Below are 22,919 nucleotides of genomic sequence, written 5' to 3'. Positions count from 1 at the left end.
GGATGCGGGTGGCGAGGTGATCGACGTGGAAGAGCCCCTTGAGCAGGTCGGGGTCCTCCATCTCGTTCTCCAGCTCGTCGAGGATGGAGATCTCGCGGTGCACCAGGGACTGCAGCCGCCGGGCGAGCTGGGAGACGACGAACAGGCCGATGCGGCCGTCCGCGAGGAGCCGGGCGACGTTCACCTGGTCGGGGTCGGCGAGCAGCGCGTTCATCCGCGTCTGCTCCTCCAGGGGCATGCCGAGTCCGCGGTCCTCCACCTCGACGGCGAGCCCGGAGGTGACGAGGTTCGCGCGCAGCAGGACCTGGGTGTGCGGGGCGGAGAACACCGTGGCGTTCTCGACGAGTTCGGCCAGGAGATGGATGACGTCGGCGACCGCGTGGCCACGCAGCTGCCCGTCGATCGGCGGCACGAGCTTGACCCGCGAGTACTGCTCGACCTCGGCGATGGCCGAGCGCAGCACCTCGGTCATGGAGACCGGGTTGCTCCACTGGCGACGGGAGACGGCGCCGCCGAGCACGGCGAGGTTCTCGGCGTGGCGGCGGATGCGGGTGGCGAGGTGATCGACGTGGAAGAGCCCCTTGAGCAGGTCGGGGTCCTCCATCTCGTTCTCCAGCTCGTCGAGGATGGAGATCTCGCGGTGCACCAGGGACTGCAGCCGCCGGGCGAGGTTGACGAACACCTCGAGCTTCTGTTCGCTGCCGGCCTGGCTGGAGAGCTGGGAGGCCTGCACGACGGCGGTGACGGCGCCGTCGTGCGCGCGGGAGAGGTCGGCGGCGAGGAGGTCGAAGTCGTCGCCGTCCTCGGTGGGACCCGCGTGGCGGCTCTGCGGGGCGAGCTGCGGCGGCCCGTCGCCGCGGCGCAGCGCCTCGACGAGGGTGCGCAGGTCGGCCTCGCGCCGTGCGGTGCCGCGGCGCAGGATGCCGATGCGGTCGTGCACGGACCGGGCGGCCCGGTTGGCGGCGATCGCGGCGACGACGATGCCGACGAGGGCCACGAAGACCGCACCGCCGAGCACGGCCCACAGGGTGAGGCCCGGCCGCGTTCCGGTGGACCGGACGGTGAAGAGGACGGCTGCGCAGCCGCTGAGGGCGACGGCGACGGGGGGCAGCACCGCGAGACGCAGCAGCTGGGGCCGTATATGGGTCTCGGGCAGCGCGGGTGCGGTGCGGACGGCGGGCCGCCCGTGCCGCCCGCCCTCACGGCGGTCTGCGCGTGTGGCCGGGGCGCGGAGGTGAGACATCGGTGTCCTCGTGCTGGTCCGTCGGGCCGGGGTGCCAGGGGGGCTTGCGGGGGCGCGGCCGGGTTCGCGCGGCCGCTTGCGCGCGCCCCGGGTCGCGCGCCCGGCCTCCCCTCGTTTCCGCACGCCACCGCCGGCGCCGGCGCCGCTGACGCCCCGGGGGCCGGTGTGCCGCCCCGGGCCGGAGGCCCCTACGGCTCCCGCGCCGGGCCGGACCGCACCCGCGCCGAGCCGGACCGCACCCTCACCGGGCCGGACCGCACCCTCACCGGGCCGGGCCGCACCCACGCCACCGACGAAGGTTCCCGCACCACCGACGGCAGTGCCCGCGCGGTCGACGGCAGTGCCCGCACGGTCGCCACCGGCGTCCGTGTCCCCGGCAGCGCCCGTGCCGGCGTCGTTGGTGCGTGGGCAGCGGGGATCCCCGTCGCGTCGACTCCCTAGTCCGCCCTGCGCCTGCACGTGCCGGCCCCCGCTCCCTGATCCGCCCTGCTCCTCGACGGCCACTGACAGTAGTCGCCAGCGCATCATGTGCGGTGGGCAGTTGACAAACTCATACGGTGAGCGTCCCGCTCTGGTATGAGGCCTCGTACGGCAGACCGATAACACCTCGGCACATCCGACCAGGAATGCAAGTAGCTCGATCCGACCTGGTCAGAAGCGGTCACACGCAGACGGCGAGGGCCGGGGAGCCTCTCGCTCCCCGGCCCTCGCCGTTCGTCCGCCATGCGCCCCGGGTCAGCTCGCCGGGAGCGTCTCGGGGTCCTCGGTGCCCTTCCCGGCCGAGCGGCCACCGTCACTCACCGTATCGGCCTGGGCCATGGCCGCCGCGTCCGACGCGGTCTTGATGCCGGCTCCGGCGAGGGCCTCCCCGGCCGCGCGACCGCCCGCCGGGGCGAGCGCCACCCCACGCCACCACGGCTCCGACGGGACCGTCTCGGCCGTGGGCTCGAAGGGCTCGCCGGGCCGGGGCAGGGCGACACCGGCACCCACCGCGCGGGCGGCAGCGAGCGTCCCCTCGCCGGGGTCGGCCCACGGATGGGTCGCCAGATTGAAGGTGGCCCAGTGGATCGGCAGCATCGGACCGTGCTCCGGTCCGCCCTGGAGGTCGAGGTGGGCGCGCATGCCCTCCTCGGGGGTCATGTGGATGTCCGGCCAGAAGTCGGAGTAGGCGCCGATCTGGATCATCGTGGCGTCGAACGGCCCGTGCTCGGCGCCGATCTCCTTGAAGCCGTCGAAGTAGCCGGTGTCACCGCTGTGGTAGATCCGGTGCTCGTCCCCGGCGACGACCCAGGAGGCCCACAGGGTGTGCTGGGTGTTGCGCAGCCCGCGGCCGCAGAAGTGGCGGGCCGGGGTGGCGGTCAGGGTGAGACCGCCGATCTTCGTCGTCTCGTGCCAGTCCAGCTCGCGCAGCCGGTCGGCGGAGACGCCCCAGTGCTCCAGGTGCGCGCCGACACCCAGGGGCACGGCGAACAGGGTGTCCGTGCCCGCGAGCGCCTTGATGGTGGGCAGGTCCAGATGGTCGTAGTGATCGTGCGAGATCACCACGACGTCGACCGGGCCGAGCGCGGCGAGCGGCAGGGGCACGGGGTGCAGCCGCTTGGGCCCGGCGAAGGAGAAGGGGGAGCAGCGCTCGCCCCACACCGGGTCGAACAGGACGCGCCGGCCGTCGATCTCGGCGAGGACGCTGGAGTGCCCCATCCAGGTCAGCCGCAGGCCGGTGCCCGGGGGCCGGGCGATGTCGGCGAGGGTGGTGGAGTGCACCGGGACGGTGCCCTTCGGGACGCGGCGGGGCCGGGTGTCCTTGTCGAAGAAGACCTTCGCGAAGTCCAGGGTCGAGCCCGAGGGCCGGGTCCGCGCGGGGCCGCCGGGGTTCTGGAAGACCCCGTCCTTGAAGTGGGGCGATCTGCGGATGCGCGCCATGCGCTCACCGCTCGGATCCGCGCCGAACGCCCCGGGCCGGAGCGCGCGGAGCCCGGAGCTCAGGGTACGGAAACCGGCCACGGTACCTCCAGGTGGAGTCGGTCAGGCTTTCCATTATGGTCGGCCCCTCCGACAACGCCGGATCACAGGGGTCCCACCGGAGGAGATACTGACCGGTGATTCAGTATCCCGGCGGCGAAGGAGCCCGAATGGCCACCCCCCTGCTCTCCCTGACCTGGACCGATCACCTCACGGGTCGGCAGGGCTTCCTGGTCGTCGACCGGCTGGTGCGCGGAGTCGCCAGTGGCGGTCTGCGGATGCGGGCGGGCTGCACCCTGGACGAGGTCGCGGGTCTCGCCCGCGGTATGACCGTGAAGGAGGCCCTGCACTACGACCCCGCGAACCGCTACGTCCCGCTCGGCGGCGCCAAGGGCGGCATCGACTGCGATCCGCGGGATCCGGAGGCGTACCCGCTGCTGGTGCGCTACCTGCGCGCGATGCGGCCGTACATAGAGAGCTGCTGGACGACGGGCGAGGACCTGGGGCTCACCCAGGACCTGGTCGACCGGGCCGCGGCCGAGGCGGGGCTGGTCTCCTCGATCCAGGCCGTCTATCCGCTGCTGGATGACGAGGCCGAGGCCCGGCGGCGGCTGCGGGACGCGTTCGCGGTCGAGGTCGACGGCATCGGTCTGGACGAGCTGGTCGGCGGCTGCGGTGTGGCGGAGGCGGCCCTGGCCGCCCTGGACCGGGCCGGTGTGCCGTACCCCGGGACGCGGGTCGCGCTCCAGGGTCTCGGCACCATGGGCGGGGCCACGGCGCGCTTCCTCACGCGCGCGGGGCTCACGGTCGTGGCCGTCGCCGACCTCAAGGGCACGATCGCCAACCCGGCGGGCCTCGACGTCGAGGCGCTGCTCGCCGCGCGGGACGCCCACGGCACGGTGGACCGCTTGGCGCTGCGCCCCGGCGACCGCGAACTGCCGGGCGACGCCTGGCTGTCGGCCGACGCGGACGTGCTGGTGCCGGCGGCCGTGTCGTACGCGATCGACACCGTGAACCAGGAGCGGATCACCGCCCGCTGGGTCGTGGAGGCGGCCAACATGCCCGTACGGCCGGAGGCGGAGGTGCTGCTCGCCGCGCGCGGGGTGACTGTGCTGCCGGACGTCGTGGTCAACTCGGGGACGAACGCCTGGTGGTGGTGGACGCTGTTCGGGGACATCGACGCCGACGCCGAGGAGGCGTTCGCGTACACCCGCCGCTCGATGCGAACGCTGGTCGAGCGGATGCTGGACCGCGCGCGGGCCGACGGGACGACACCGCGCGCGGCCGCCCACGCGATCGCGGCGGACCGGCTGCCGGTGATCGCGGAGCGGTTCGGCTGGTTCCGGTGAGGCGCCCGCCCTCCGCGGCGGCAGCCGGCTCGGGCCCTGCCGGACAGGCCGAAAACACCCCGTCGAGGGGCCGTGGGCGCGTGGGTAGGGTGACGGCGTGACGAGAGTCCGGTTGAGTGTGGCCCAGCGGCGCGGGGATCTGCTGCGGGCCGCCATCGAGCAGATCGAGGCGAGGGGTGTGGCGGCGGTCCGGATCGCCGATGTGGCCTCGGTGCTCGGCGTGAGCAACGCGCTGGTCCTCTATCACTTCTCCACGAAGGAGCAGTTGGTCGCCGCCGCGTTCCGGCACGCGGCGGAGGGCGACCTGGCGCATCTTCGCAAGCTGCTCGGCCGCCGTTCACCGGCGCTGCGCCGGCTGCGGTCGGCCGTGCGGTGGTACGCCCCCACCGGGCCGGCCAAGGGCTGGCGGCTGTGGATCGAGGGCTGGGCGGCGGCGCTGCGCGACCCCGTGCTGCGGGAAGTCGCCCAGGATCTCGACCGGCAGTGGAAGGCGGCGCTCGCCGAGGTCATCGCGGAGGGGGTGGCGGCCGGCGAGTTCCGCTGCCCGGACCCGGCCGGCACGGCCTTCCGGCTCACCGCCCTTCTCGACGGTCTCGCCGTGCAGCTGACGTCCTACGCCGGCGCGGTGCCGCGAGCCCGGGCCCAGGAGTGGGTGGAGGAGGCACTGGCCCGCGAGTTGGGCCTGACGCGGGAGCGGCCGCCGCCCTGACGGCGTCGCGAAAACGGCAGCGGCCCGGCGAAGCCCGGCACCCCCCGACCACCGCAACCACCCGCACCCCCGGCCGCCGGAACCGCCGGCGCCCCGAAGCGCCTCACAGGCCCGGCTCGCCCCGGAAGCCCGGCCCAGGACGCGTGCGGGCCGTGCCGGGGGTCCCACCCGGCACGGCCCGCACGCGCAGGAGCCGCCCTTACGCCACCGACGCGATCCGCATTTTGATGTCGTCCGCCGACAGCGCCCCCTTGGCCGTCACATGGTCGCCCGACGACTCCCCGCGCAGCCGGCGCCCGATCCACGGCACCAGGAACTCCCGCGCCCAGGCGACGTTGTCGCGCCGCATGTCGAAAGCGCCGCGCGGGGGCAGCGGGGGCCACGCCTGCTCGGGGTCGGCCGGCACGTCGAGGCCGAGCACCTGGCCCGCGCGGAGCGCCACGCGCGTGTGCCCCTCGGGCGACAGGTGCAGCCGGTCGGCGTCCCAGGCCCTGCGGTCCTGCACGCTGCGCAGGGACCACAGGTCCAGGACCGGGCAGCCGTACCGGTCGGCGATGGCCCGGACGTGTCCGTTGTACGTGGCGATCTTGCCGCGCAGGTGCTTGAGCACGGGCACGCCACGGGTGTCGAACCCGGTCGTCACCATGACCGTGCCGGACACGGCGGTGAGCTGGACCAGCGCCCGTTCGAAACGCTCGGCCACCTCGTCCGGGTCGGTACCGGGCCGGATGAGGTCGTTGCCCCCGGCGCAGAACGAGACGAGGTCCGGGGCCATCTCGACGGCCCGCGGAACCTGGTCCGCCACGATCTGGTCGAGGAGCTTTCCGCGTACGGCGAGATTGGTGTACCGGAAGTCGCCCTCGGGCCTGCGGTCGGCGAGCAGGACGGCGAACCGGTCGGCCCAGCCGACGAACGCCCCGTCGGGACCGGGATCGCCGACGCCCTCGGTGAAGCTGTCCCCCAGCGCCACGTACGACCCGATCACTGCTCTGCTGTCACTCTTCGAATCGTCTGCCACAACAGCTCATGATTCACCTTCGAATGTGACCTACGCGACCGTAGGAAGGAGTTGACGGGCGGTGAGATAAGCCACTCCTAAAGTGTTCGCCAACTTCGGAATACACCGCTTGTCAGGGATGCTCCGGCTGCGGACCGGCGGCCATCCGCACACACCGAAGGCCGGACCCGGGGATCGGGGTCCGGCCTTCGGAGGCGCGTCAGGCAGGTGGTCGTGCGGTCGGTCAGCCGACGGAGACGCCGTGCGAGCGCAGGAAGGCGACCGGGTCGACGTCGGAGCCGTAGTCCGGCGTGGTGCGGATCTCGAAGTGCAGGTGCGGTCCGGTCACGTTGCCGGTCGCGCCCGACAGGCCGACCTGCTGCCCGGCCGTCACGGTCTGGCCGGCCGAGACGGAGAGCTGGGACAGGTGGGCGTACTGGGCGTAGTGGCCGTCCTTCAGCTTGATGACGACCTGGTTGCCGTACGCGCCGCCCCAGCCGGCGGAGACGACCTCGCCCGCACCGACGGCCTTGAGGGAGGTGCCGGTCGGGACGACGAAGTCGACACCGGTGTGGTAGCCGCTGGACCACATGCTGCCGGACATGCGGTACGGGGTGCCGACGGTGGCACCGTCCACCGGGAGGGCGTAGCCGCTGGAGTTGCTCGCGGCCGCGGGCTTGGCGGCGGCCGGCTTGGCGGCGGTCTCCTTCTTCGGGGCCGACTCGGCGGCGGACGGCTTCTGGGCGGAGGCCTTCGGAGCGGCCGGGGCCGAGGACTTCGGGGCGCTCGCGGCCTTCTTGCCGATCGACAGCGTCAGGCCGGGGTGGATCAGCGACGGGTCGGAGCCGACGGCGTCACGGTTGTCCGAGTAGAGCTTCTTCCAGCCCCCGCTCACGTGCTGGTCGTCGGCGATCTTCGCGAGGTAGTCACCGGCCGTCACGGTGTACGTGCGGGCACCGTTGGCCTTTTCGGCTGCCTTCTTCTCGGCGGCCGGAGCGGACTGGACGGCCTTTTCCGGAGCCGACTGAGGGGTGGCGGCGTGGGCGCCGGCGGCCCCCATGAGCGGCAGGGCGAGGGCGGCCCCGCCGGTTCCGGCGACGGCGATGGAGCGGGTGAAACGCTGGGTCTTGGGACGGCGGTGCTTACCCTTCGCGGGCATGGCGAATTCCTCTCCGTCGCCTGCGAGGTGAGCTGTCGGGTGCGAGCTGGAGATGCCCGGCCGCGCCGTGGCGCGACTTAACCCCAAGCCGTTCCGGGAACCGGAACAGGCGTCTTACCTGTGGGTCCCCCGCTCCTGCCGTACGTCGGGTCAGTGTGTGCGGACTCCGGGCGGCGGCAGGATTAGGCGTCCGTCCGGATTGGTGTGGAACGTAAGCGACCGAGACGCAATGGGACAAGCTTGCGGTTGCGCGTGACGGTGTTTTCCCTGACGTGTCGACACAAGTGCCGTCACCGAGCGTGGATTACCGATCTCCCGCATTCCTCAATGAGCCTGAATAGCGCCAGAATTACGTGAACATGGCGACAACACATCGTCACGAATATGACGATGGTCACGCACCCCGATCTCATCTCCTTTGCGATCGGGGCACGTTATCCCTTAACTGCCGAATCCCCCTATTCGGACAGAACGACTACTTCCGCTTAAGGCGGACGACCGCGGCGTCCAGATCCCCGCGCAGGCCGACGCGAAGTCCGTGGTGCAGCAGTACGGCCCCTCGGTGGACTTCGCCCGTTTCGAGGCATTCGTACGAAGCTGTCGGATCCAGGCCGCGCAGTCGGAGCGCCGGCACGGGCTCGCCGTAACGCTGCGCCTGGAGCCAGGCGAGGACGACAGTCTCGTCGCCGAGGACGTACTGCACGGCACTCACGCCGCCCTCCGGGGGACGCAGCCGGTACAGGTCGCCGCGCTGCACCACGGGCCGGATCTCCTTGTACAGCGCCACCCACTCCCGTGCCTCGGCGAGCTCCTCGTGCGTCCACCGCGTGAGGTCGCCGCCGACACCGAGCACCCCGGCCATGGCGCTGACGAACCGGAACCGCAGGGAGCTGGCCCGCCGGTTGAGCATGGCGTTCGGGCTGTCGGTGACCCAGGCGGCCATGACCCGGGCCGGGTGGATCTGGCTGAAGCCGTGCTGGATGGCGAGCCGGTCGAGCGGGTCGGTGTTGTCGGAGGTCCACACCTGGTCCGTCCGGCTCAGCACGCCGAGGTCGATCCGCCCGCCGCCACCCGAGCAGGACTCGAAGGCCACACCCGGGTGAGCGGCCCGCAGCCGGTCCAGCAGGGCGTACAGGCCGTGCACGTGGTCGACCCACAGTCGCTGCGGGTAGGGGTCGTCCGGCCAGCCGGCGTCGGTGAAGCAGCGGTTGAAGTCCCACTTGACGTAGTCGACGGGAGCACTGGAGAGAAGCCCGTGGAGCTGCTCCCAGAGGTACTCCCGGACGTCCTCGCGGGCGAGATTGAGTACGAGCTGATTGCGGAATTCCGTCCGCTTTCGTCCTGGTTGGTGCTGGACCCAGTCAGGGTGCGCGCGGTACAGGTCGCTGTCCGGGTTGACCATCTCGGGCTCGACCCAGATCCCGAACTGCATGCCCAGACCGTGCACATGGTCGGCGAGCGGCTTCAGCCCGCCCGGGAAGCGGTCGGGGTTCGGGGTCCAGTCGCCGAGCCCGGCCCGGTCGCTGGTGCGCGCCCCGAACCAGCCGTCGTCGACCACGAACAGCTCGACGCCCATGGCCGCGGCCCGCTCGGCGAGCGCCCGCTGCTGCTCCTCGGAGATGTCGAACTCGGTGGCCTCCCAGGAGTTGAACAGCACCGGCCGGTCCCGCTCGGAGTCCGGGACGACATGCGCCCGCTGATATGCGTGCCAGGCGCGGCTGGCCCCGCCGAAGCCGCCGTCGCTCCAGAGCCCGGCGAAGACGGGGGTCGTGCACGACTCCCCCGTGCCCAGTGTCAGCAGGCCCGAGTCGTCGTGGCCGGCACCGCCGGTGATCTGTACGCGCGCGTCCGGCAGCTGGGCCACGGCGATCCGCCACGACCCGGACCAGCCGAGGGCGCAGCTGTAGACCTCGCCGTGCTCCTCGGTGGCGTGGGTGTCGAGGGCGACCCACGGCAGGTGCTGGTGCGAGGTGTGGCCGCGGCGGCTGCCGATGACCTTCTCGCCGTGGGTGAGACCGGAGCGCGTCAGCCGGGACTCGGCGCCCCAGCGGCCGTGCAGCTGGGACAGCCGCCAGGCGTCGCGGTCGGGCAGGGTCCAGGTGGCGGAGTCGGCGCGCAGCAGCTCGACGGCCGGTCCTCGGTTGTCGAGGGTCACCCATCGCTCGACGACATCCGTCGAGGGGCGTATCCGGTAGTGCAGCGTGATGGCGAGGTCCCCGTCACGGAACCGGAGCCGCAGTTCGCCGTCCTCGGTGTCGTACCCCTCGTGGACCCACTCGGTGCCGCGCCTCCCGGACGTGCGCACGGACAGGGCGGGGCGGACGAAGCGGGGTCCGCCCTCGACCGGGTACTCCTCGCGTCCGTCGAGCGGGGACTCGAAGGGCCAGTAGTCCGGCAGCGGCCGGACGGCGAGGGCCTCGGCGTCTGCGAGGCCGATCCGGGGGCCCCAGTACAGATGCAGCAGTTCGTCCCGTTCGGTGACATGGACGGCGTAGCTGCCGGCCGGCCCGGAGAGCACCCATGTACGTCCGTCTTCGGAGATGTCCAGCATCGCGCCCTCACAGATTCGAACAAGCCCGATCAGGTGCGACCAGGCGGCAACATCATCAAGGGCTGTGGGGGCTCCGGGCAACGCCTGTGGACAACTCATTGCCCCAGGCAGGCATGTCGTATCGTCGAGTCGTGCCCGCCGACGAGCCGCGGCGGCGGCGCCGAAGGGGAGGAGCCCTCGTGACACAGCAGGTCCCGTCGACCGAGCCCGAGCTGGCCGGAGTGCGCAACTTCCGTGATGTGGGCGGACTTCCGACCGTGGACGGACGGCGGGTGCGCCAGGGAGTGCTGTTCCGCAGTGGCCACCTCGCCCACGCGACCGGTCAGGACGCCGCCTTCCTGACCACGCTGGGCCTGCACACGATCTTCGACTTCCGCAACGCGGCCGACCAGAAGCTCGAGGGTCCGGACGTCGAGCTGCCCGGCGTGCGCAATGTGAACCTGCCGCTGAGCGACCCCGCCGACGGCGCGGAGTTCTGGAAGATGGTCCGCGACGGCGACCTGGACCAGCTGCGCGCGATCCTCTCGGACGGCAAGGGCGCGGGCCGCATGATCGCCTCGTACCGCACGATCATCAAGCACCGCACCGACGAGCACTCCCGGGTGCTGCACGCGCTCGCGCAGGACAGCGTTCCCGCGCTGATGCACTGCGCGGCGGGCAAGGACCGCGCGGGTCTGTCCGTGGCGGTGACGCTGCTGGCGCTGGGCGTCGAGCGCGAGGCGATCGTGGAGGACTACCTGAAGTCGAACGCCAAGCACCGCCGGTACAAGGTGCACCGCAGCAGCTCCGCGGCCTCGGCCTACTCCCCCGAGGTCATGGAGCTGCTCAGTCCCCTGTTCGACGCGCGCGCCGAGTACCTGACGGCGGCGTTCGACACCATCGAGGAGACCTGGGGCGGCGTCGACCCCTACCTGGAGAAGGGGCTGAAGCTCACCCCGGAGACCCGGGAGCGGCTGCGCGAGCGGCTCCTCGACTGAGACGCCGGGACACGGGCTACTTCGCGCCGAGCTCGAAGAGCAGGTACACGAACGCGGCGAAGATGTGGCCGGCGATGAGGTAGACGAACAGCCTCACCCACAGGGCGCGGGGAAACTTCTCCTCCATGTTGCTCATGACGCGTCTCCAGGGATGGGGCCCAGGCACAGGGCGGCCGTGGGGCTCTGCAGCAGGGTGTGGACAAAGAGCAGGTCGACGCCGTCGTGGTCCTCGGCGGCGATCCGGTGCGGGGTGAGCGAGTCGAAGTGGGCGCTGTCGCCGGCCGCCAGCCGGTGCGTGCTGTCCCCGAGGCGCAGCCGCAGCCGGCCGCGCAGCACATGGAGCCACTCCTCGCCGGGGTGGACGCGCACGACGTCGCCCTGGGAGCCGTACGGGACGTGGACCCGCAGGGCCTGCATCCCGCGGCCCGGGGCGCCGGCCTGCCAGTAGGTCCAGCCGCCGGCCGCCGTGGGTTCCATGTCGGCCGCGCGGATGACGGCGTCCCGTCCGGCGACCGTCTCGCCGAGAAGCTCGGCGACCGTCGTACCGTAGACACGGGCGAGCGCGAGCAGCATCGGCAGCGAGGGCTGGCGCTGCCCGGTCTCCAGACGGGAGAGGTGGGCGGGCGACAGCCCGGCGGCGCGGGCCGCGGCCTCCAGCGTGAGGGAGGCCTGGCGCCGCAGGGCCCGCAGCTGGGGCGCCACGGCGGGCAGCGCACCGGGCGCGGGTTCGGCCGGCGAGCCGGCCCCGGAGGGCGGCTCGGTCTCGGAGGGGCTCATGCCTCCATTGAGCCCGAGCTTTGCCTCAGCGGCAAATTTCTTGCCTCACAGGCAAACCGGTCTAACGGTTGGCCACCGCCTGCTTGACCAGGGTCTTGCCGAAGTCCCACACCAGTCCGCCGTTGTGCGCGTCGTCCATCACGGCGGTGAAGGCGGCGACGAACCGGTCCACCTCCCGCTCGCCGATGATCAGCGGCGGGATCAGCTTGATCACCTCCATGTGGTCGCCGGAGACCTGGGTGAGGATCCGGTGCCGCTGCAGCAGCGGCACGACGACCATCTGTGCGAAGAGCCCCTTGCGGGCGGCCTGGAGCATGGCCCAGCGGCTGCGCAGCTTCAGCGACTTCGGGCGTCCGAACTCGATGCCGATCATCAGGCCCCGGCCGCGGACCTCGGCGAGCATCTCGTACCGGTCAGTGAGCGCGGCCAGCCGGGACCTGAGCCGCTCTCCGGTCGCCCGGACGCCTGCGACGATCTGCTCGTTCTCCATCACCGACAGCACCGCGAGGCCCGCCGCCATGGCCTGCGCGTTGGATCCGAAGCTCGCCGAGTGGACGAGGACGCGGTCCATGGACGAGTAGACCTTCTTGAAGATCCAGTCCTTGCCGATCGTGGCGCCGACCGGCACGTAGCCGCCGGAGAGTGCCTTGGCGACGCACACCAGATCGGGTTCGACGCCGTCCTCGTGCTGGTAGGCGTAGAAGTCGCCGGTCCGGCCGAGGCCGGTCTGCACCTCGTCGGCGATGAGCAGCGCCTTGTGCCGGCGCAGCAGCTCCTGGGCGGCCCGCAGCCAGCCGGGCGGGCCCGTGAGGACGCCCTTGCCCTGGATCGGCTCGACGATCAGCGCGGCAACGTCGCCCGTCCTCAGCTCCCTCTCCAGCGCGTCGAGGTCGCCGAGCGGGACGGCCGTGTCGGGCAACAGCGGGGCGAAGCCGTCGCGGAAGCCGGACTCTCCGTTCACGGAGAGGGAGCCGGTGGTCAGCCCGTGGAAGGCGTGCGTGCAGTACAGGATCCTGGGCCTGCCGGTGACGAACCGGGCGAACTTCAGGGCGCCCTCGACGGCCTCGGTGCCGCTGTTGCCGAAGAACACCCGGTCCAGGTGCGGGCTGTGCGCGAGCAGCTTCTCCGCCAGCAGGCCCGGCAGTGGCTGGCAGTCGAAGCGGGTGAGATCGGCGAGCTGAGCGTCGAGGACGTCGTGCACCGCCTTGCGCACCACGGGGTGGTGGCGTCCGAGCCCCATCACCCCGAACCCGGCGAGCATGTCCAGGTAGTCGTTGCCGTCCGCGTCGTAGAAGTAGGCGCCCTCGGCGCGCTCGTAGACCTTGTCGAAGCCGATGGTGTGCAGCATGCGCGGGAGCTGGTGGTTGAGGTACCGGGTGTGCAGCTCGTAGCGCTCGGCCCCGCGCTCGGCCAGCAGCTTGCCGAGGTCGAACTCCCCGGCCTGCGACGACTCCGACGCGGACTCGGCGGTTGTCATTCCAGTGGCTCCTTGGACAGCTCTTCCTTGACGGCCAGGCTCGCGCTGATCCGTCCGGCGACCTCGACGGGTGTCAGGCCGATGTCGGCGAGCACCTCACCGCGCTTGGCGTGGGCGAGGAACTGCTCGGGGATGCCGAACCGCCGTACCGGCACGTCGACGTCGGCGTCGCCCAGGGCCAGCGCCACGGCCGAACCGACTCCGGCCGCACGGCTGTTGTCCTCGACGACGGCCACCAGACGGTGCTCGGCGGCGAGGCCCGGGAGCGCCGGGTCGACGGGCTTGACCCAGCGGGGGTCTACGACGGTGCAGCCGATGCCGCGCGCTTCGAGCAGTTCGGCGGCCTGAAGGCAGACCGGCGCCATCACACCGACGGCCACCAGGAGGGCCTGCGGCCGGGCGGAACGGTGCAGCACGTCCAGTCCGCTCACCCGGTCCACGGCCGGGATCGACGGGCCGACGGACTCCTTCGGGAACCGCAGCAGCGTCGGCGCGTCGTCCACGGCGACCGCCTCACGCAGCTGGGCGCGCAGCTGGTCGGCGTCCCGTGGCGCGGCGATCCTCAGACCGGGCACGACCTGGAGGACGGACATGTCCCACATGCCGTTGTGGGAGGCACCGTCGACGCCGGTGACCCCGGCCCGGTCCAGAACGAAGGTCACCCCGCAGCGGTGCAGGGCGACGTCCATCAGGAGCTGGTCGAAGGCACGGTTGAGGAAGGTGGCGTAGACGGCGACGACCGGGTGCAGCCCGCCCGTCGCCAGGCCGGCCGCGGACACGGCCGCATGCTGCTCGGCGATGCCGACGTCCCAGACCCGGTCCGGGAACCGCTCGGCGAAGGCGCCCAGGCCGACGGGATGCAGCATCGCGGCGGTGATCGCCACGACGTCCTCGCGCTCCTCACCGATCCGGACGATCTCCTCGCCGAACACCGAGGTCCAGGAGGGGCCGCCGGACGGGGAGAGCGGGGCGCAGGTCAGCGGGTCCATCACGCCGACGGTGTGGAAGTGGTCCTCCTCGTGGGCGAGGGCGGGCTCATAGCCGCGGCCCTTCTCCGTGAGGCAGTGCACCAGCACCGGCCCGTGGAAGCGTTTCGCGCGCCGCAGCGCGGATTCCACGGCCCCGGTGTCGTGCCCGTCGATCGGCCCCACGTACTTCAGGCCCAGGTCCTCGAAGAGGCCCTGGGGGGCGAACGCGTCCTTGAAACCCTTCTTGGCACCGTGCAGGGCCTCGTAGAGGGTGTTGCCGACCACGGGCGTGCCCTGGAGGACGTCCTTGCCCCAGGCCAGGACCCGCTCGTAGCCGTCGGTCGTGCGCAGCGTGGCGAGGTGGTTGGCGAGGCCGCCGATGGTGGGGGCGTAGGAGCGTTCGTTGTCGTTGACGACGATGATCAGCGGGCGGTTCTTGGCGGCCGCGATGTTGTTCAGGGCCTCCCAGGCCATGCCGCCGGTGAGGGCCCCGTCGCCGATGACCGCGACGACATGGCCCTTCTCGCCCTGCACCTGGCGGGCCTTGGCGAGCCCGTCGGCCCAGCCGAGGGCGGTCGAGGCGTGGCTGTTCTCGATGACGTCGTGCTCGGACTCCTCGCGCGAGGGGTAGCCGGACAGGCCGCCCTTGCCCCGCAGCTTGGAGAAGTCCTGGCGGCCGGTCAGCAGCTTGTGGACGTAGCTCTGGTGGCCGGTGTCCCACAGGATGCGGTCGGCCGGCGACTCGAAGACCCGGTGCAGGGCGATGGTCAGCTCCACCACGCCCAGGTTGGGTCCCAGATGGCCGCCGGTCCTGGCGACCGCGTGCACCAGGAACTCCCGGATCTCCTCCGACAGTTCCCCCAGTTCCGCCTCGGACAGCGCCTTCAGGTCGCGTGGTCCCCGGATGCTCTCCAGAATCGTCACGGTCGGCCCCCTTCGCATTCCGTGCTGCTCAGCTCACGGTGACGGCCGGCTCCCCCGACCCCACGCCGTCCTGCTCCATCTGCTCGGCGATCTTCATCGCCTCTTCGATCAGCGTCTCGACGATCCTGGACTCGGGGACGGTCTTGATGACCTCGCCCTTGACGAAGATCTGCCCCTTGCCGTTGCCGGAGGCGACCCCCAGGTCGGCCTCCCGTGCCTCGCCGGGCCCGTTGACCACACACCCCATGACCGCGACCCGCAGCGGCACCTCCATGCCGTCGAGTCCGGCCGTGACCTCCTCGGCCAGCTTGTAGACGTCGACCTGGGCGCGCCCGCAGGACGGGCACGACACGATCTCCAGCCGGCGCTCCTTGAGCCCGAGGGACTGCAGGATCTGGATGCCGACCTTGACCTCCTCGGCCGGCGGCGCGGACAGCGACACCCGGATCGTGTCGCCGATGCCCCGCGACAGCAGCGCCCCGAACGCCACCGCCGACTTGATCGTGCCCTGGAAGGCCGGACCGGCCTCCGTCACACCCAGGTGCAGCGGGTAGTCGCACTGTTCGGCCAACTGGCTGTACGCCTCGATCATGACGACCGGGTCGTTGTGCTTGACGGAGATCTTGATGTCCCGGAAGCCGTGCTCCTCGAACAGGGACGCCTCCCACAGCGCGCTCTCCACGAGCGCCTCCGGGGTGGCCCTGCCGTACTTCTGGAGCAGACGCCGGTCCAGCGACCCGGCGTTGACGCCGATGCGGATCGGCGTGCCGTGGTCCTTCGCCGCCTGGGCGATCTCCTTGACCCGGTCGTCGAACTGCTTGATGTTGCCGGGGTTGACGCGGACGGCCGCACAGCCCGCCTCGATGGCCGCGAACACGTACTTCGGCTGGAAGTGGATGTCCGCGATCACGGGGATCTGCGACTTGCGGGCGATGGTCGCCAGGGCTTCCGCGTCGTCCTGCGTGGGGCAGGCGACCCGGACGATCTGGCAGCCGGACGCGGTCAGCTCCGCGATCTGCTGCAGCGTGGCGCCGACGTCCGACGTGCGGGTCGTCGTCATCGACTGCACCGACACCGGGGCCCCGCCCCCCACCGCCACCGGACCGACCTCGATCCGGCGCGAGACGCGCCGCTCGGCGATCGGCCGGGCCGGCACCTCGGGGACGCCCAGCGAGACAGCGGTCATGACATCACTCCCGGTTCCCGGAGACCGTCTCGCGCATGGCGCGCAGCGACTCCTTCAGCGATCCCATGGTGGCGAGGACGGCCGTGGGCTCGTAGCCGCAGTGCGCCATGCAGTTGGCGCAGCGCGGGTCCTTGCCGCGGCCGTACTTGTCCCAGTCGGTGTCCTCGACCAGCTCGCGGTACGTCGGCACGTACCCGTCGCTCATCAGGTAGCAGGGGCGCTGCCAGCCGAAGAGCGAGTAGTTCGGGATCGCCCACGCCGTGCAGGGGAAGTCGACCTTGCCCTCCAGGAAGTCCAGGAAGAGCGGGGAGTGGTTGAGCCGCCAGCGCCGCCGGTTGCCGCCGGAGAAGGCCTTCTTGAACAGCTCGCGGGTCTGCTCCACGCCCAGGAAGTGCTCCTGGTCGGGGGCCTTCTCGTAGGCGTAGGCGGGCGAGATCATCATCTCGTCGACCTGGAGGTCGTCGTTGAGGAAGTTCAGCACCTCGATGATGGTCTGCGGGGTGTCGGTGTTGAAGAAGGTCGAGTTGGTGGTGACCCGGAAGCCGCGCCGCTTGGCCTCCTTGATCGCCTCCACGGCCTCGTCGAACACGCCCTCCTTGGCGACCGACTCGTCGTGCCGCTCGCGCAGGCCGTCGATGTGCACCGCGAAGGCGAAGTAGGGCGACGGCGTGAACGTGTCCATCTTCTTGCGCAGCAGCATCGCGTTGGTGCAGAGGAAGACGTACTTCCGCTTGGCCACCAGCTGACGCACGATCTCGTCGATCTGCGGGTGCATCAGCGGCTCGCCGCCGGCGATGGACACCATCGGGGCGCCCGACTCCAGGACCGCCCCCACGGCCTGGGCGACCGGCATCCGCTGCTTGAGCACCCCGGCCGGATGCTGGATCTTGCCGCACCCCTCGCATTTGAGGTTGCAGGCGAACAGCGGCTCCAGCTCGACGATCAGCGGGAACTTGTCCCGTCGGCGGATCTTCTGTTCAGCCAAGTATGTAGCGACCTTGATGGACTGTCGGAGCGGCATGGCCATCTGGCTCACCTCCTGGGGAGCAGCAAGGAACGGTGCCATTCGAAGAAAGCGGGTAGGACGGAACGAAGAACACGGAAAGCTGATATTCCACCGCGCACCGTGCCGATCCGGACGAGTTCATGTTCAGGAGCGTCCACGACCACCCGGACGGCCGCAACCGGGCGCTCGCCCACCCGCACGGCGCTCAGGAGCGTGACGGCGGACTCCATGTCGACCGCGATCGCACCCGTCGCGCGCAGCGCGGCCCGTTCGGGGCCCCGCACGACGTGGTCGGAGCAGGTCAGCGGCCCGGTGTGCACCGTGCGCCCGGGCAGCGCGCGGGCCAGTTCCTTGACCAGCAGCTCGGTCCCCACGCAGGGGGTCGTGCCGCGCGGGTCGCGGGTCTCCTCGGCGACGACGAGATCGCCGGGGTGCATGCCGGGCGCGAGGCCCGCGCAGAAGCCGGTGGCGAGGACGGCGGCGTCGCGCAGGGCCGGGTCGGCCAGCACGCGGGTGACGGCCCGCTCGGCGGCGGCCGGCCCCATGCCCGTCCGCAGGACCGTGACCGGCCCGCCGGCCCCGCCCCGGCCGCCCGCGCGCAGGGCGAACTGCTCGATGCCGAGCGCGCAGGCGATCAGCAGCGGGACCGGGGCGGGAGTGGCGCTCATCAGCTCCCCTTGGCCTCGGTGAGCTGCTTGCCGGTCCCGCTCGCCCGCAGCCGCTGGGCGAAGGGTTCGCCGTGCAGATACCGGCCGAGCGCGGTGAGCGGGAACACCTGCCGGTAGAGGTGGTAGTTGATCGAGAAGTCCCACGGGAAGCCCGTCCCCGTGAAGTACGGCTCGTCCCAGGAGCCGTCCGGGCGCTGGGTCGCCGCGAGCCACTCGACGCCGCGTTCGACGGCCTTGGAGTCCCGCTCGCCCGCCGCGAGCAGGGCCATCAGCGCCCACGCCGTCTGCGAGGCGGTCGAGGCGCCCCGGCCGCTCCACTGGCTGACGTACTTGTAGGAGCGCAGGTCCTCGCCCCAGCCGCCGTCGTCGTTCTGGACCGACTCCAGCCAGGCGACGGCCCGCCGGATCGCCGGGTGTGCGGCGGGGATGCCGGCGGCGGTCAGGGCGGGGACGACGGACCCGGTGCCGTAGATGTAGTTGACGCCCCAGCGTCCGAACCACGAGCCGTCCGGTTCCTGCTCGGCCAGCAGCCACTCGATGCCGCGGCGGGTGCGCGGGTCGTGGGCGAGTCCCTCCACCGCGAGCATCTCGACGACGTGCGCGGTGACGTCGGCGGAGGGCGGGTCGATGACCTCGCCGAAGTCGCAGAACGGCAGCCTGTTCGGGAAGGGGCTGGTGTTGTCGACGTCGAAGGCGGCCCAGGCGCCGTTCCTCGACTGCATGCCGAGCGTCCAGCGCATGCCGCGCGCGGCGGCCCTCTCCAGCCGCTCCGGGTCGGGGTGGGCGATCCGGCGCAGCGCGAGGATCACCTCGGCGGTGTCGTCGATGTCGGGGTAGTTGTCGTTGTGGAACTCGAACGCCCAGCCGCCGGGCGGCAGTCCGGGCCGCTTCACGGACCAGTCGCCGGGCCGGACGATCTCCTCGCCCAGCATCCAGTCGGCCGCCTTCACCAACTGCGGGTGATCGGCGGGCAGTCCGGCGTCGACGAGGGCGATCGCGGCCAGGCAGGTGTCCCACACCGGCGACTGGCAGGCCTCGATCATCCGGGCGCCGTCCTCGCGCCACACGGCGAACCGGTCCAGGGACGCCAATCCCTCGCGCATCACGGGGTGTTCGAGGTCGTAGCCGAGCAGGTGCAGGGCGATGATGGAGTACACGGCGGGGGGCTGGATGCCGCCCCAGCAGCCGTCGTTCTCCTGCCGCTCGATGATCCAGCGGGCGGCGCTGTTCATGGCGGCTCTGCGCAGTCTGCGCGGGGCGACCTTCCGCAGGGCGTGCAGGCCCTTGTCCATCCGCTGGAACGCCCCGTCCCAACTGAACGGCGACGCCAGGGGCCCCGGGGGGTTGGGCCGGTCGGGGTCGGTGTGCAGCTCGTCGAGCGGGAAGGGCGCCGGGCGTACCGGCCGCTTCGCGGAGACGATCGTCAGCGGGACGATGGTCTGCCGTGCCCAGCAGCCGAAGTCGTAGATGTTGAGCGGCACCCACTTCGGGAAGAAGACGAGCTCCGGCGGGAGTTCGGGCAGGTCCTCCCACTTCCACCAGCCGAACAGGGCCAGCCAGATCCGGGTGAAGACCCGGGCGGCGGCGATGCCGCCCTGCGCGCGGATCCAGGCCGAGGCCTTCGCCATGTGCGGGGCGTCGGGTGCGTCACCGGCGAGGCGGAGGGCGACGTACGCCTCGATGGTGGCGGACAGTTCGCTCGGTCCGCCGTAGAAGGTGGCCCAGGTGCCGTCCTCGCCCTGCTCGCCGCGGATGAAGAGGGCGGCGGCCTGTGTGGTCCTGTCGTCGCGGATGCCGAGGAACTGACGGAGCAGCAGGTCCTCGGCGTCCATCGTGACGTTGGTCTCGAGGTCGCCCTTCCACCAGCCCTCGGCGTCCTGGAGGGAGAGCAGGAAGTCGGTGGCACGCCGGGCGGCGTGTGCGGCGGCTTCCGGTACCCCGGCCGCCCCGGGGGTGTGCGTGTCGGTGTCGCTGGCCGCGGCGGCGCGGGGTGGCAGGGCCCCGGTGCTTCCGTCGGTCGTCGCTGTCATGGCTTCCCCTTCGTGCAGTGGTGCAAGGTGTGCAGCTGCTGTGGGTCCGCCGTCGGCCGGTGCTCCGTGTGACTCGCGGCACCGGCCGGCGACTACGCGAGGGTTATTCGGCCGATAGTGATCATCTCTTTCGTACGACGACGAAGTCCGCGAGGGCCGTGAACTGCTCCCGCACCCGGTCGGGCATGGCGACGGCGTCGAGGGCTTCGATGGCGATGGTGTGCTGACGGCGTGCCTCGTCGGCGGTCCACTCCCGACCGCCGGCCTCCTCGATGAGGGCGGCGCGGGCCGCGAACTCCTCCTCGGAGAAGTTCTCGAAGTCGCTGCTCTTGGCGTCGGCGGCGAGGATCTCACCGAGCCGCTCGGAGGCCGGGCCGCCCGCCGCGAGGGCGGCCACGACCGGCAGAGACTTCTTGCGCTGGCGCAGGTCGCTCCACGTCTGCTTGCCGGTGGAGACCGGGTCGCCCCAGATGCCGAGCAGGTCGTCGACGGCCTGGAAGGCGAGGCCCAGGTGGTAGCCGTACTTCTCGAGGGTGTCGGCGGTGTGGTCGTCGGCGCCGCCGAGGACCGCGCCGATGGAGCTGGCGCAGGCCAGCAGGGCGCCGGTCTTGTTGCCCTCCATCTCCAGGCATTCCTCGACGCTGACGCGGTCGCGGTGCTCGTAGGAGATGTCCTGGGCCTGACCGTCGATCAGGGCGCGGGTGGCAGTGGTCAGGCGGCGGGTGGCGCGGCCGGCCTCGACGGTGCCGAGTTCGAGGAGCACCTCGTTGGCGAGGGCGAACAGGGCGTCGCCGACCAGGATGGCCTGGGCGGGGCCGTGCACCTTCCAGACCGTGTCGCGGTGACGGCGTTGCTCGTCGCCGTCCATGAGGTCGTCGTGGAGGAGGGAGAAGTTGTGGACGAGCTCCACGGCGACGGCGCCGGGGATGCCGGTCTCGGGGGCGGCCGACATGACCTCGGCGGACAGCACAGCGAGGGCGGGGCGCACGGCCTTGCCGCCGTCCCCCTCCGCGGGCCTGCCCTGGGCGTCGATCCAGCCGAAGTGGTAGGCGGCGACAGTGTCCATGGGAGGTGCCAGGCGGTCGATGGCCGCCCTCAGTACCGGAGTGGCCAGGGTCCGGCCGCGCTCCAGCAGCGCGGTCACGTCCACCGCCTCGGCAGTCTTCGAGGCCGGGGGCACAGTGGGCACAGTCTCTCCTCTTGTTGCGGTACCGGGGGTGCGGGGGCCGCCTGCCGCGCCGGCCTGGGCCGGCATCATGCCGCCTCCTCGAACTCGAAGAGGGCGTGCGGACGGGGCCGGCCCAGGGCGCCCAGCACGGCGTCCGCCGCGCTCACACCACTGCGGACCGCACTCTCCATGGTCGCGGGCCACCCGGTGGCGGTCCACGCTCCGGCCAGGTAGAGGCCGGATGCCTTGGTGCGGGCGCGGGGCCTGAGGCGCCCGACGCCGGGGGTGGGAGCGAACGTGGCGGTGCGCTCCCGGGTGACGAAGAAGTCCCTCACGCCGGCGCCGCGGGCCAGGGGCAGCAGCCGCTCCAGCTCGGGCAGGTACCGCTCGCGCAGCACGGCCACGGGCTCGTCGATCTCGTCCTGGGCGACCGACTGCGACAGGGCGAGGTACTGACCCTCGCTCAGCCCTGAGGCGTCGGTCCGGTCGAAGACCCACTGCACGGGGCTGCCCAGCGCGGCGAAGAACGGCCGGCCCAGGACCTTGCGGTCGTACACCACATGGACGTTGAGGATCGGCGCGGTGCCGATCTCCAGGAGCCGCTCGGGCGCGTCGAGGGCACCGGCCGGCAGCAGATCGTGCGCCTCGCGCTGCGGTACGGCGAGGACCACCGCGTCGGCCTGAAGCGTCTCGCCGGGGACCTGGACGCTCCACCGCCCGTCCGTGGTCGCGGAGACGGAGGTGACGCGGGTGCGGAGCTCGGTGCGGACGCCAGCGGAGTCGAGCGCCTTGCGGGCCAGCCGGTCGTGCAGGTAGCCCAGCGGGACCCGGGCCCAGCCGATGTCGGCCGCGCCCGGGTCGGACAGCAGACCGGTCTTGAACACCATCGCGGCGAGCGCCAGGGAGGCGTCGGAGGCGACCGCGTTGAGGGTGGCGATCCCGACCAGGTCCCACAGGGCCTCGACGGCGCGTGCCGACTGGCCGTGCGCGGCGAGCCAGCTGCCGAAGTCCTGCGTGTCCAGCGCCGGGTCGGCGAGGTCGAGCCCCTTGAGCGCGAGCGCGGCCCGGCCGACCTTGGCGCGGTCGGCGAGCGTCAGGTGCGGGTAGGAGGCGAGGCTGCGCCCGAGGTGCAGCGGCACGGGCAGGGCGTCCCTGCGCAGCCTGCCGAGGCGGCGCCCCTCGGGGCGGGCGAGGTCCAGGACGGGTACGTCGAGCCGGTCCTGCAGCGGGGCCAGCGCCGCGCCCTCGATGCGGTCGAGGAACCAGCGGTAGGCGGTGCAGCAGCGCAGGTAGACGTGCTGGCCGTTGTCGACGGTGAGATCGCCGCGCTGGAAGGAGAAGGCCAGACCGCCGAGCCGCGGCCTGCCCTCCAGCAGGGTGACGCGCACTCCGGCGTCGGCGAGCGCGAGCGCGGTGGTGACACCGGCGAGCCCGCCGCCCGCCACGACGGCGTGCCCCGCCTGTGCGGCCGGCCTCCCGGTCCGTGTGCCGTGGGTCATCGCGCCCCCTCCCCCCTGGCCGAGGCGTGCTGCTCGAACGGTGCACGACCGGCCGTCTCCGTCAGGGACGCGGCCCCGCGCCGGAGGGTTGCCCGCCGGTTGTCTGCGACGGCCTGGGCGGGAGGGGCGTGGTGGCCCCGCCCGGAGGCCGAGATCGCGTGGGGGCGGTGCCCCGGCTGTCCGTCGACGCCCGCGCCCCGCCCCCGTCGGCGGACGGGGGCATGCACCGGCTCGGTGTCACGGCAGGCCTGCGGGACGTGCGGCGCTGTACC

At 72.1% G+C, this 22,919-nt stretch carries 19 protein-coding genes, 1 pseudogene and 1 riboswitch; of the genes and pseudogenes, 4 read left to right on the top strand and 16 right to left on the bottom strand.

What is annotated here, in order from left to right; translation table 11 throughout:
• Window positions 1-1,243 (bottom strand): annotated as a pseudogene (locus K4G64_RS06900) (ATP-binding protein); the annotation flags it as partial.
• A 165-nt stretch (window positions 1,244-1,408) separates the two neighbouring features.
• Between K4G64_RS06900 and K4G64_RS06895 the strand changes: the two are divergent.
• Entirely contained in the window at window positions 1,409-1,684 is a 276-nt protein-coding gene (locus tag K4G64_RS06895; RefSeq protein WP_221755128.1) for a hypothetical protein, read from the top strand.
• Between the two features lie 294 nt (window positions 1,685-1,978).
• Here K4G64_RS06895 and K4G64_RS06890 read toward each other — a convergent pair whose 3' ends face one another.
• Window positions 1,979-3,244 (bottom strand): MBL fold metallo-hydrolase, encoded by a 1,266-nt coding sequence (locus K4G64_RS06890; RefSeq protein WP_221755127.1) that lies wholly within the window; start codon window positions 3,242-3,244, stop codon window positions 1,979-1,981.
• A 128-nt stretch (window positions 3,245-3,372) separates the two neighbouring features.
• Between K4G64_RS06890 and K4G64_RS06885 the strand changes: the two genes are divergently transcribed.
• Both K4G64_RS06885 and K4G64_RS06880 read left to right on the top strand, forming a co-directional pair.
• The gene (locus K4G64_RS06885; RefSeq protein ID WP_221755126.1) at window positions 3,373-4,551 is read left to right on the top strand and encodes a glutamate dehydrogenase; all 1,179 of its coding nucleotides are present in this window, start codon (window positions 3,373-3,375) and stop codon (window positions 4,549-4,551) included.
• Between the two features lie 97 nt (window positions 4,552-4,648).
• A complete protein-coding gene (locus K4G64_RS06880) occupies window positions 4,649-5,260 on the top strand; it encodes a TetR/AcrR family transcriptional regulator (RefSeq protein WP_221755125.1) in 612 nt (203 codons plus the stop codon).
• A gap of 199 nt (window positions 5,261-5,459) precedes the next feature.
• On the opposite strand, the gene K4G64_RS06875 is transcribed toward K4G64_RS06880, so the two are convergent.
• The 3 genes from K4G64_RS06875 to K4G64_RS06865 form a co-directional block, all read right to left on the bottom strand.
• Window positions 5,460-6,245, bottom strand: a complete 786-nt coding sequence (locus K4G64_RS06875; RefSeq protein WP_221755132.1) for an SGNH/GDSL hydrolase family protein — start codon at window positions 6,243-6,245, stop codon at window positions 5,460-5,462.
• A gap of 256 nt (window positions 6,246-6,501) precedes the next feature.
• Complete coding sequence (locus K4G64_RS06870) at window positions 6,502-7,416, bottom strand: LysM peptidoglycan-binding domain-containing M23 family metallopeptidase (RefSeq protein ID WP_221755124.1); 915 nt, start codon at window positions 7,414-7,416, stop codon at window positions 6,502-6,504.
• 4 nt (window positions 7,417-7,420) lie between these two features.
• Window positions 7,421-7,582, bottom strand: a riboswitch (cyclic di-AMP (ydaO/yuaA leader).
• Between the two features lie 309 nt (window positions 7,583-7,891).
• Window positions 7,892-9,967: an alpha-galactosidase gene (locus K4G64_RS06865; RefSeq protein ID WP_221755123.1), complete on the bottom strand. Its 2,076-nt coding sequence runs from the start codon at window positions 9,965-9,967 to the stop codon at window positions 7,892-7,894.
• A 179-nt stretch (window positions 9,968-10,146) separates the two neighbouring features.
• On the opposite strand from K4G64_RS06865, the gene K4G64_RS06860 reads away from it, so the two are divergent.
• Window positions 10,147-10,944, top strand: coding sequence for a tyrosine-protein phosphatase (locus K4G64_RS06860; protein ID WP_221755122.1), 798 nt, complete (start codon window positions 10,147-10,149; stop codon window positions 10,942-10,944).
• Between the two features lie 16 nt (window positions 10,945-10,960).
• On the opposite strand, the gene K4G64_RS06855 is transcribed toward K4G64_RS06860, so the two are convergent.
• The 11 genes from K4G64_RS06855 to K4G64_RS41320 form a co-directional block, all read right to left on the bottom strand.
• On the bottom strand, window positions 10,961-11,080 hold the full coding sequence (locus tag K4G64_RS06855) for a DUF6126 family protein (RefSeq protein WP_221755121.1): 120 nt from the start codon (window positions 11,078-11,080) through the stop codon (window positions 10,961-10,963).
• Window positions 11,077-11,721, bottom strand: a complete 645-nt coding sequence (locus K4G64_RS06850) for a helix-turn-helix domain-containing protein (protein ID WP_221755120.1) — start codon at window positions 11,719-11,721, stop codon at window positions 11,077-11,079. The genes K4G64_RS06855 and K4G64_RS06850 overlap by 4 nt, the downstream gene beginning before the upstream one ends.
• Window positions 11,722-11,782: 61 nt before the next feature.
• Window positions 11,783-13,198, bottom strand: a complete 1,416-nt coding sequence (locus K4G64_RS06845; protein ID WP_221755119.1) for an aspartate aminotransferase family protein — start codon at window positions 13,196-13,198, stop codon at window positions 11,783-11,785.
• Window positions 13,195-15,090, bottom strand: coding sequence for a 1-deoxy-D-xylulose-5-phosphate synthase (gene dxs / locus K4G64_RS06840; RefSeq protein ID WP_221755118.1), 1,896 nt, complete (start codon window positions 15,088-15,090; stop codon window positions 13,195-13,197). Before dxs ends, K4G64_RS06845 begins: the two co-directional genes overlap by 4 nt.
• A 28-nt stretch (window positions 15,091-15,118) precedes the next feature.
• On the bottom strand, window positions 15,119-16,276 hold the full coding sequence (gene ispG, locus K4G64_RS06835) for a flavodoxin-dependent (E)-4-hydroxy-3-methylbut-2-enyl-diphosphate synthase (RefSeq protein WP_221755117.1): 1,158 nt from the start codon (window positions 16,274-16,276) through the stop codon (window positions 15,119-15,121).
• A gap of 4 nt (window positions 16,277-16,280) precedes the next feature.
• On the bottom strand, window positions 16,281-17,303 hold the full coding sequence (hpnH, locus tag K4G64_RS06830; protein ID WP_221755116.1) for an adenosyl-hopene transferase HpnH: 1,023 nt from the start codon (window positions 17,301-17,303) through the stop codon (window positions 16,281-16,283).
• 5 nt (window positions 17,304-17,308) lie between these two features.
• The gene (locus K4G64_RS06825; RefSeq protein WP_221755115.1) at window positions 17,309-17,950 is read right to left on the bottom strand and encodes a 1-hydroxy-2-methyl-2-butenyl 4-diphosphate reductase; all 642 of its coding nucleotides are present in this window, start codon (window positions 17,948-17,950) and stop codon (window positions 17,309-17,311) included.
• A complete protein-coding gene (shc, locus tag K4G64_RS06820; protein WP_221755114.1) occupies window positions 17,950-19,980 on the bottom strand; it encodes a squalene--hopene cyclase in 2,031 nt (676 codons plus the stop codon). The genes K4G64_RS06825 and shc overlap by 1 nt, the downstream gene beginning before the upstream one ends.
• Before the next feature lie 121 nt (window positions 19,981-20,101).
• Window positions 20,102-21,235 (bottom strand): polyprenyl synthetase family protein, encoded by a 1,134-nt coding sequence (locus K4G64_RS06815; protein ID WP_221755131.1) that lies wholly within the window; start codon window positions 21,233-21,235, stop codon window positions 20,102-20,104.
• Window positions 21,235-22,647, bottom strand: coding sequence for a hydroxysqualene dehydroxylase HpnE (gene hpnE, locus K4G64_RS06810; RefSeq protein ID WP_221755113.1), 1,413 nt, complete (start codon window positions 22,645-22,647; stop codon window positions 21,235-21,237). Before hpnE ends, K4G64_RS06815 begins: the two co-directional genes overlap by 1 nt.
• On the bottom strand, window positions 22,644-22,874 hold the full coding sequence (locus K4G64_RS41320) for a DUF6380 family protein (RefSeq protein ID WP_374206377.1): 231 nt from the start codon (window positions 22,872-22,874) through the stop codon (window positions 22,644-22,646). Before K4G64_RS41320 ends, hpnE begins: the two co-directional genes overlap by 4 nt.
• Between the last annotated feature and the right edge of the window lie 45 nt (window positions 22,875-22,919).

The sequence above is a fragment of the Streptomyces sp. WAC04114 genome, assembly GCF_019733245.1.
Taxonomy (GTDB): Bacteria; Actinomycetota; Actinomycetes; order Streptomycetales; family Streptomycetaceae; genus Streptomyces; species Streptomyces massasporeus_A.
Note: the sequence above shows the minus strand (reverse complement) of the source record. Positions and strands in the feature narration are given on the sequence as shown.

Excerpts from the sequence above, each read along its gene's own strand:
- K4G64_RS06855 (WP_221755121.1), bottom strand. The coding sequence starts at position 11,080 with ATGAGCAACATGGAGGAGAAGTTTCCCCGCGCCCTGTGGGTGAGGCTG.
- hpnH (WP_221755116.1), bottom strand. The coding sequence starts at position 17,303 with ATGGCCATGCCGCTCCGACAGTCCATCAAGGTCGCTACATACTTGGCT.
- K4G64_RS06865 (WP_221755123.1), bottom strand. The coding sequence starts at position 9,967 with ATGCTGGACATCTCCGAAGACGGACGTACATGGGTGCTCTCCGGGCCG.
- K4G64_RS06885 (WP_221755126.1), top strand. The coding sequence starts at position 3,373 with ATGGCCACCCCCCTGCTCTCCCTGACCTGGACCGATCACCTCACGGGT.
- K4G64_RS06870 (WP_221755124.1), bottom strand. The coding sequence starts at position 7,416 with ATGCCCGCGAAGGGTAAGCACCGCCGTCCCAAGACCCAGCGTTTCACC.
- K4G64_RS06825 (WP_221755115.1), bottom strand. The coding sequence starts at position 17,950 with ATGAGCGCCACTCCCGCCCCGGTCCCGCTGCTGATCGCCTGCGCGCTC.
- hpnE (WP_221755113.1), bottom strand. The coding sequence starts at position 22,647 with ATGACCCACGGCACACGGACCGGGAGGCCGGCCGCACAGGCGGGGCAC.
- K4G64_RS06850 (WP_221755120.1), bottom strand. The coding sequence starts at position 11,721 with ATGAGCCCCTCCGAGACCGAGCCGCCCTCCGGGGCCGGCTCGCCGGCC.
- K4G64_RS06845 (WP_221755119.1), bottom strand. The coding sequence starts at position 13,198 with ATGACAACCGCCGAGTCCGCGTCGGAGTCGTCGCAGGCCGGGGAGTTC.
- shc (WP_221755114.1), bottom strand. The coding sequence starts at position 19,980 with ATGACAGCGACGACCGACGGAAGCACCGGGGCCCTGCCACCCCGCGCC.
- ispG (WP_221755117.1), bottom strand. The coding sequence starts at position 16,276 with ATGACCGCTGTCTCGCTGGGCGTCCCCGAGGTGCCGGCCCGGCCGATC.
- K4G64_RS06815 (WP_221755131.1), bottom strand. The coding sequence starts at position 21,235 with ATGCCGGCCCAGGCCGGCGCGGCAGGCGGCCCCCGCACCCCCGGTACC.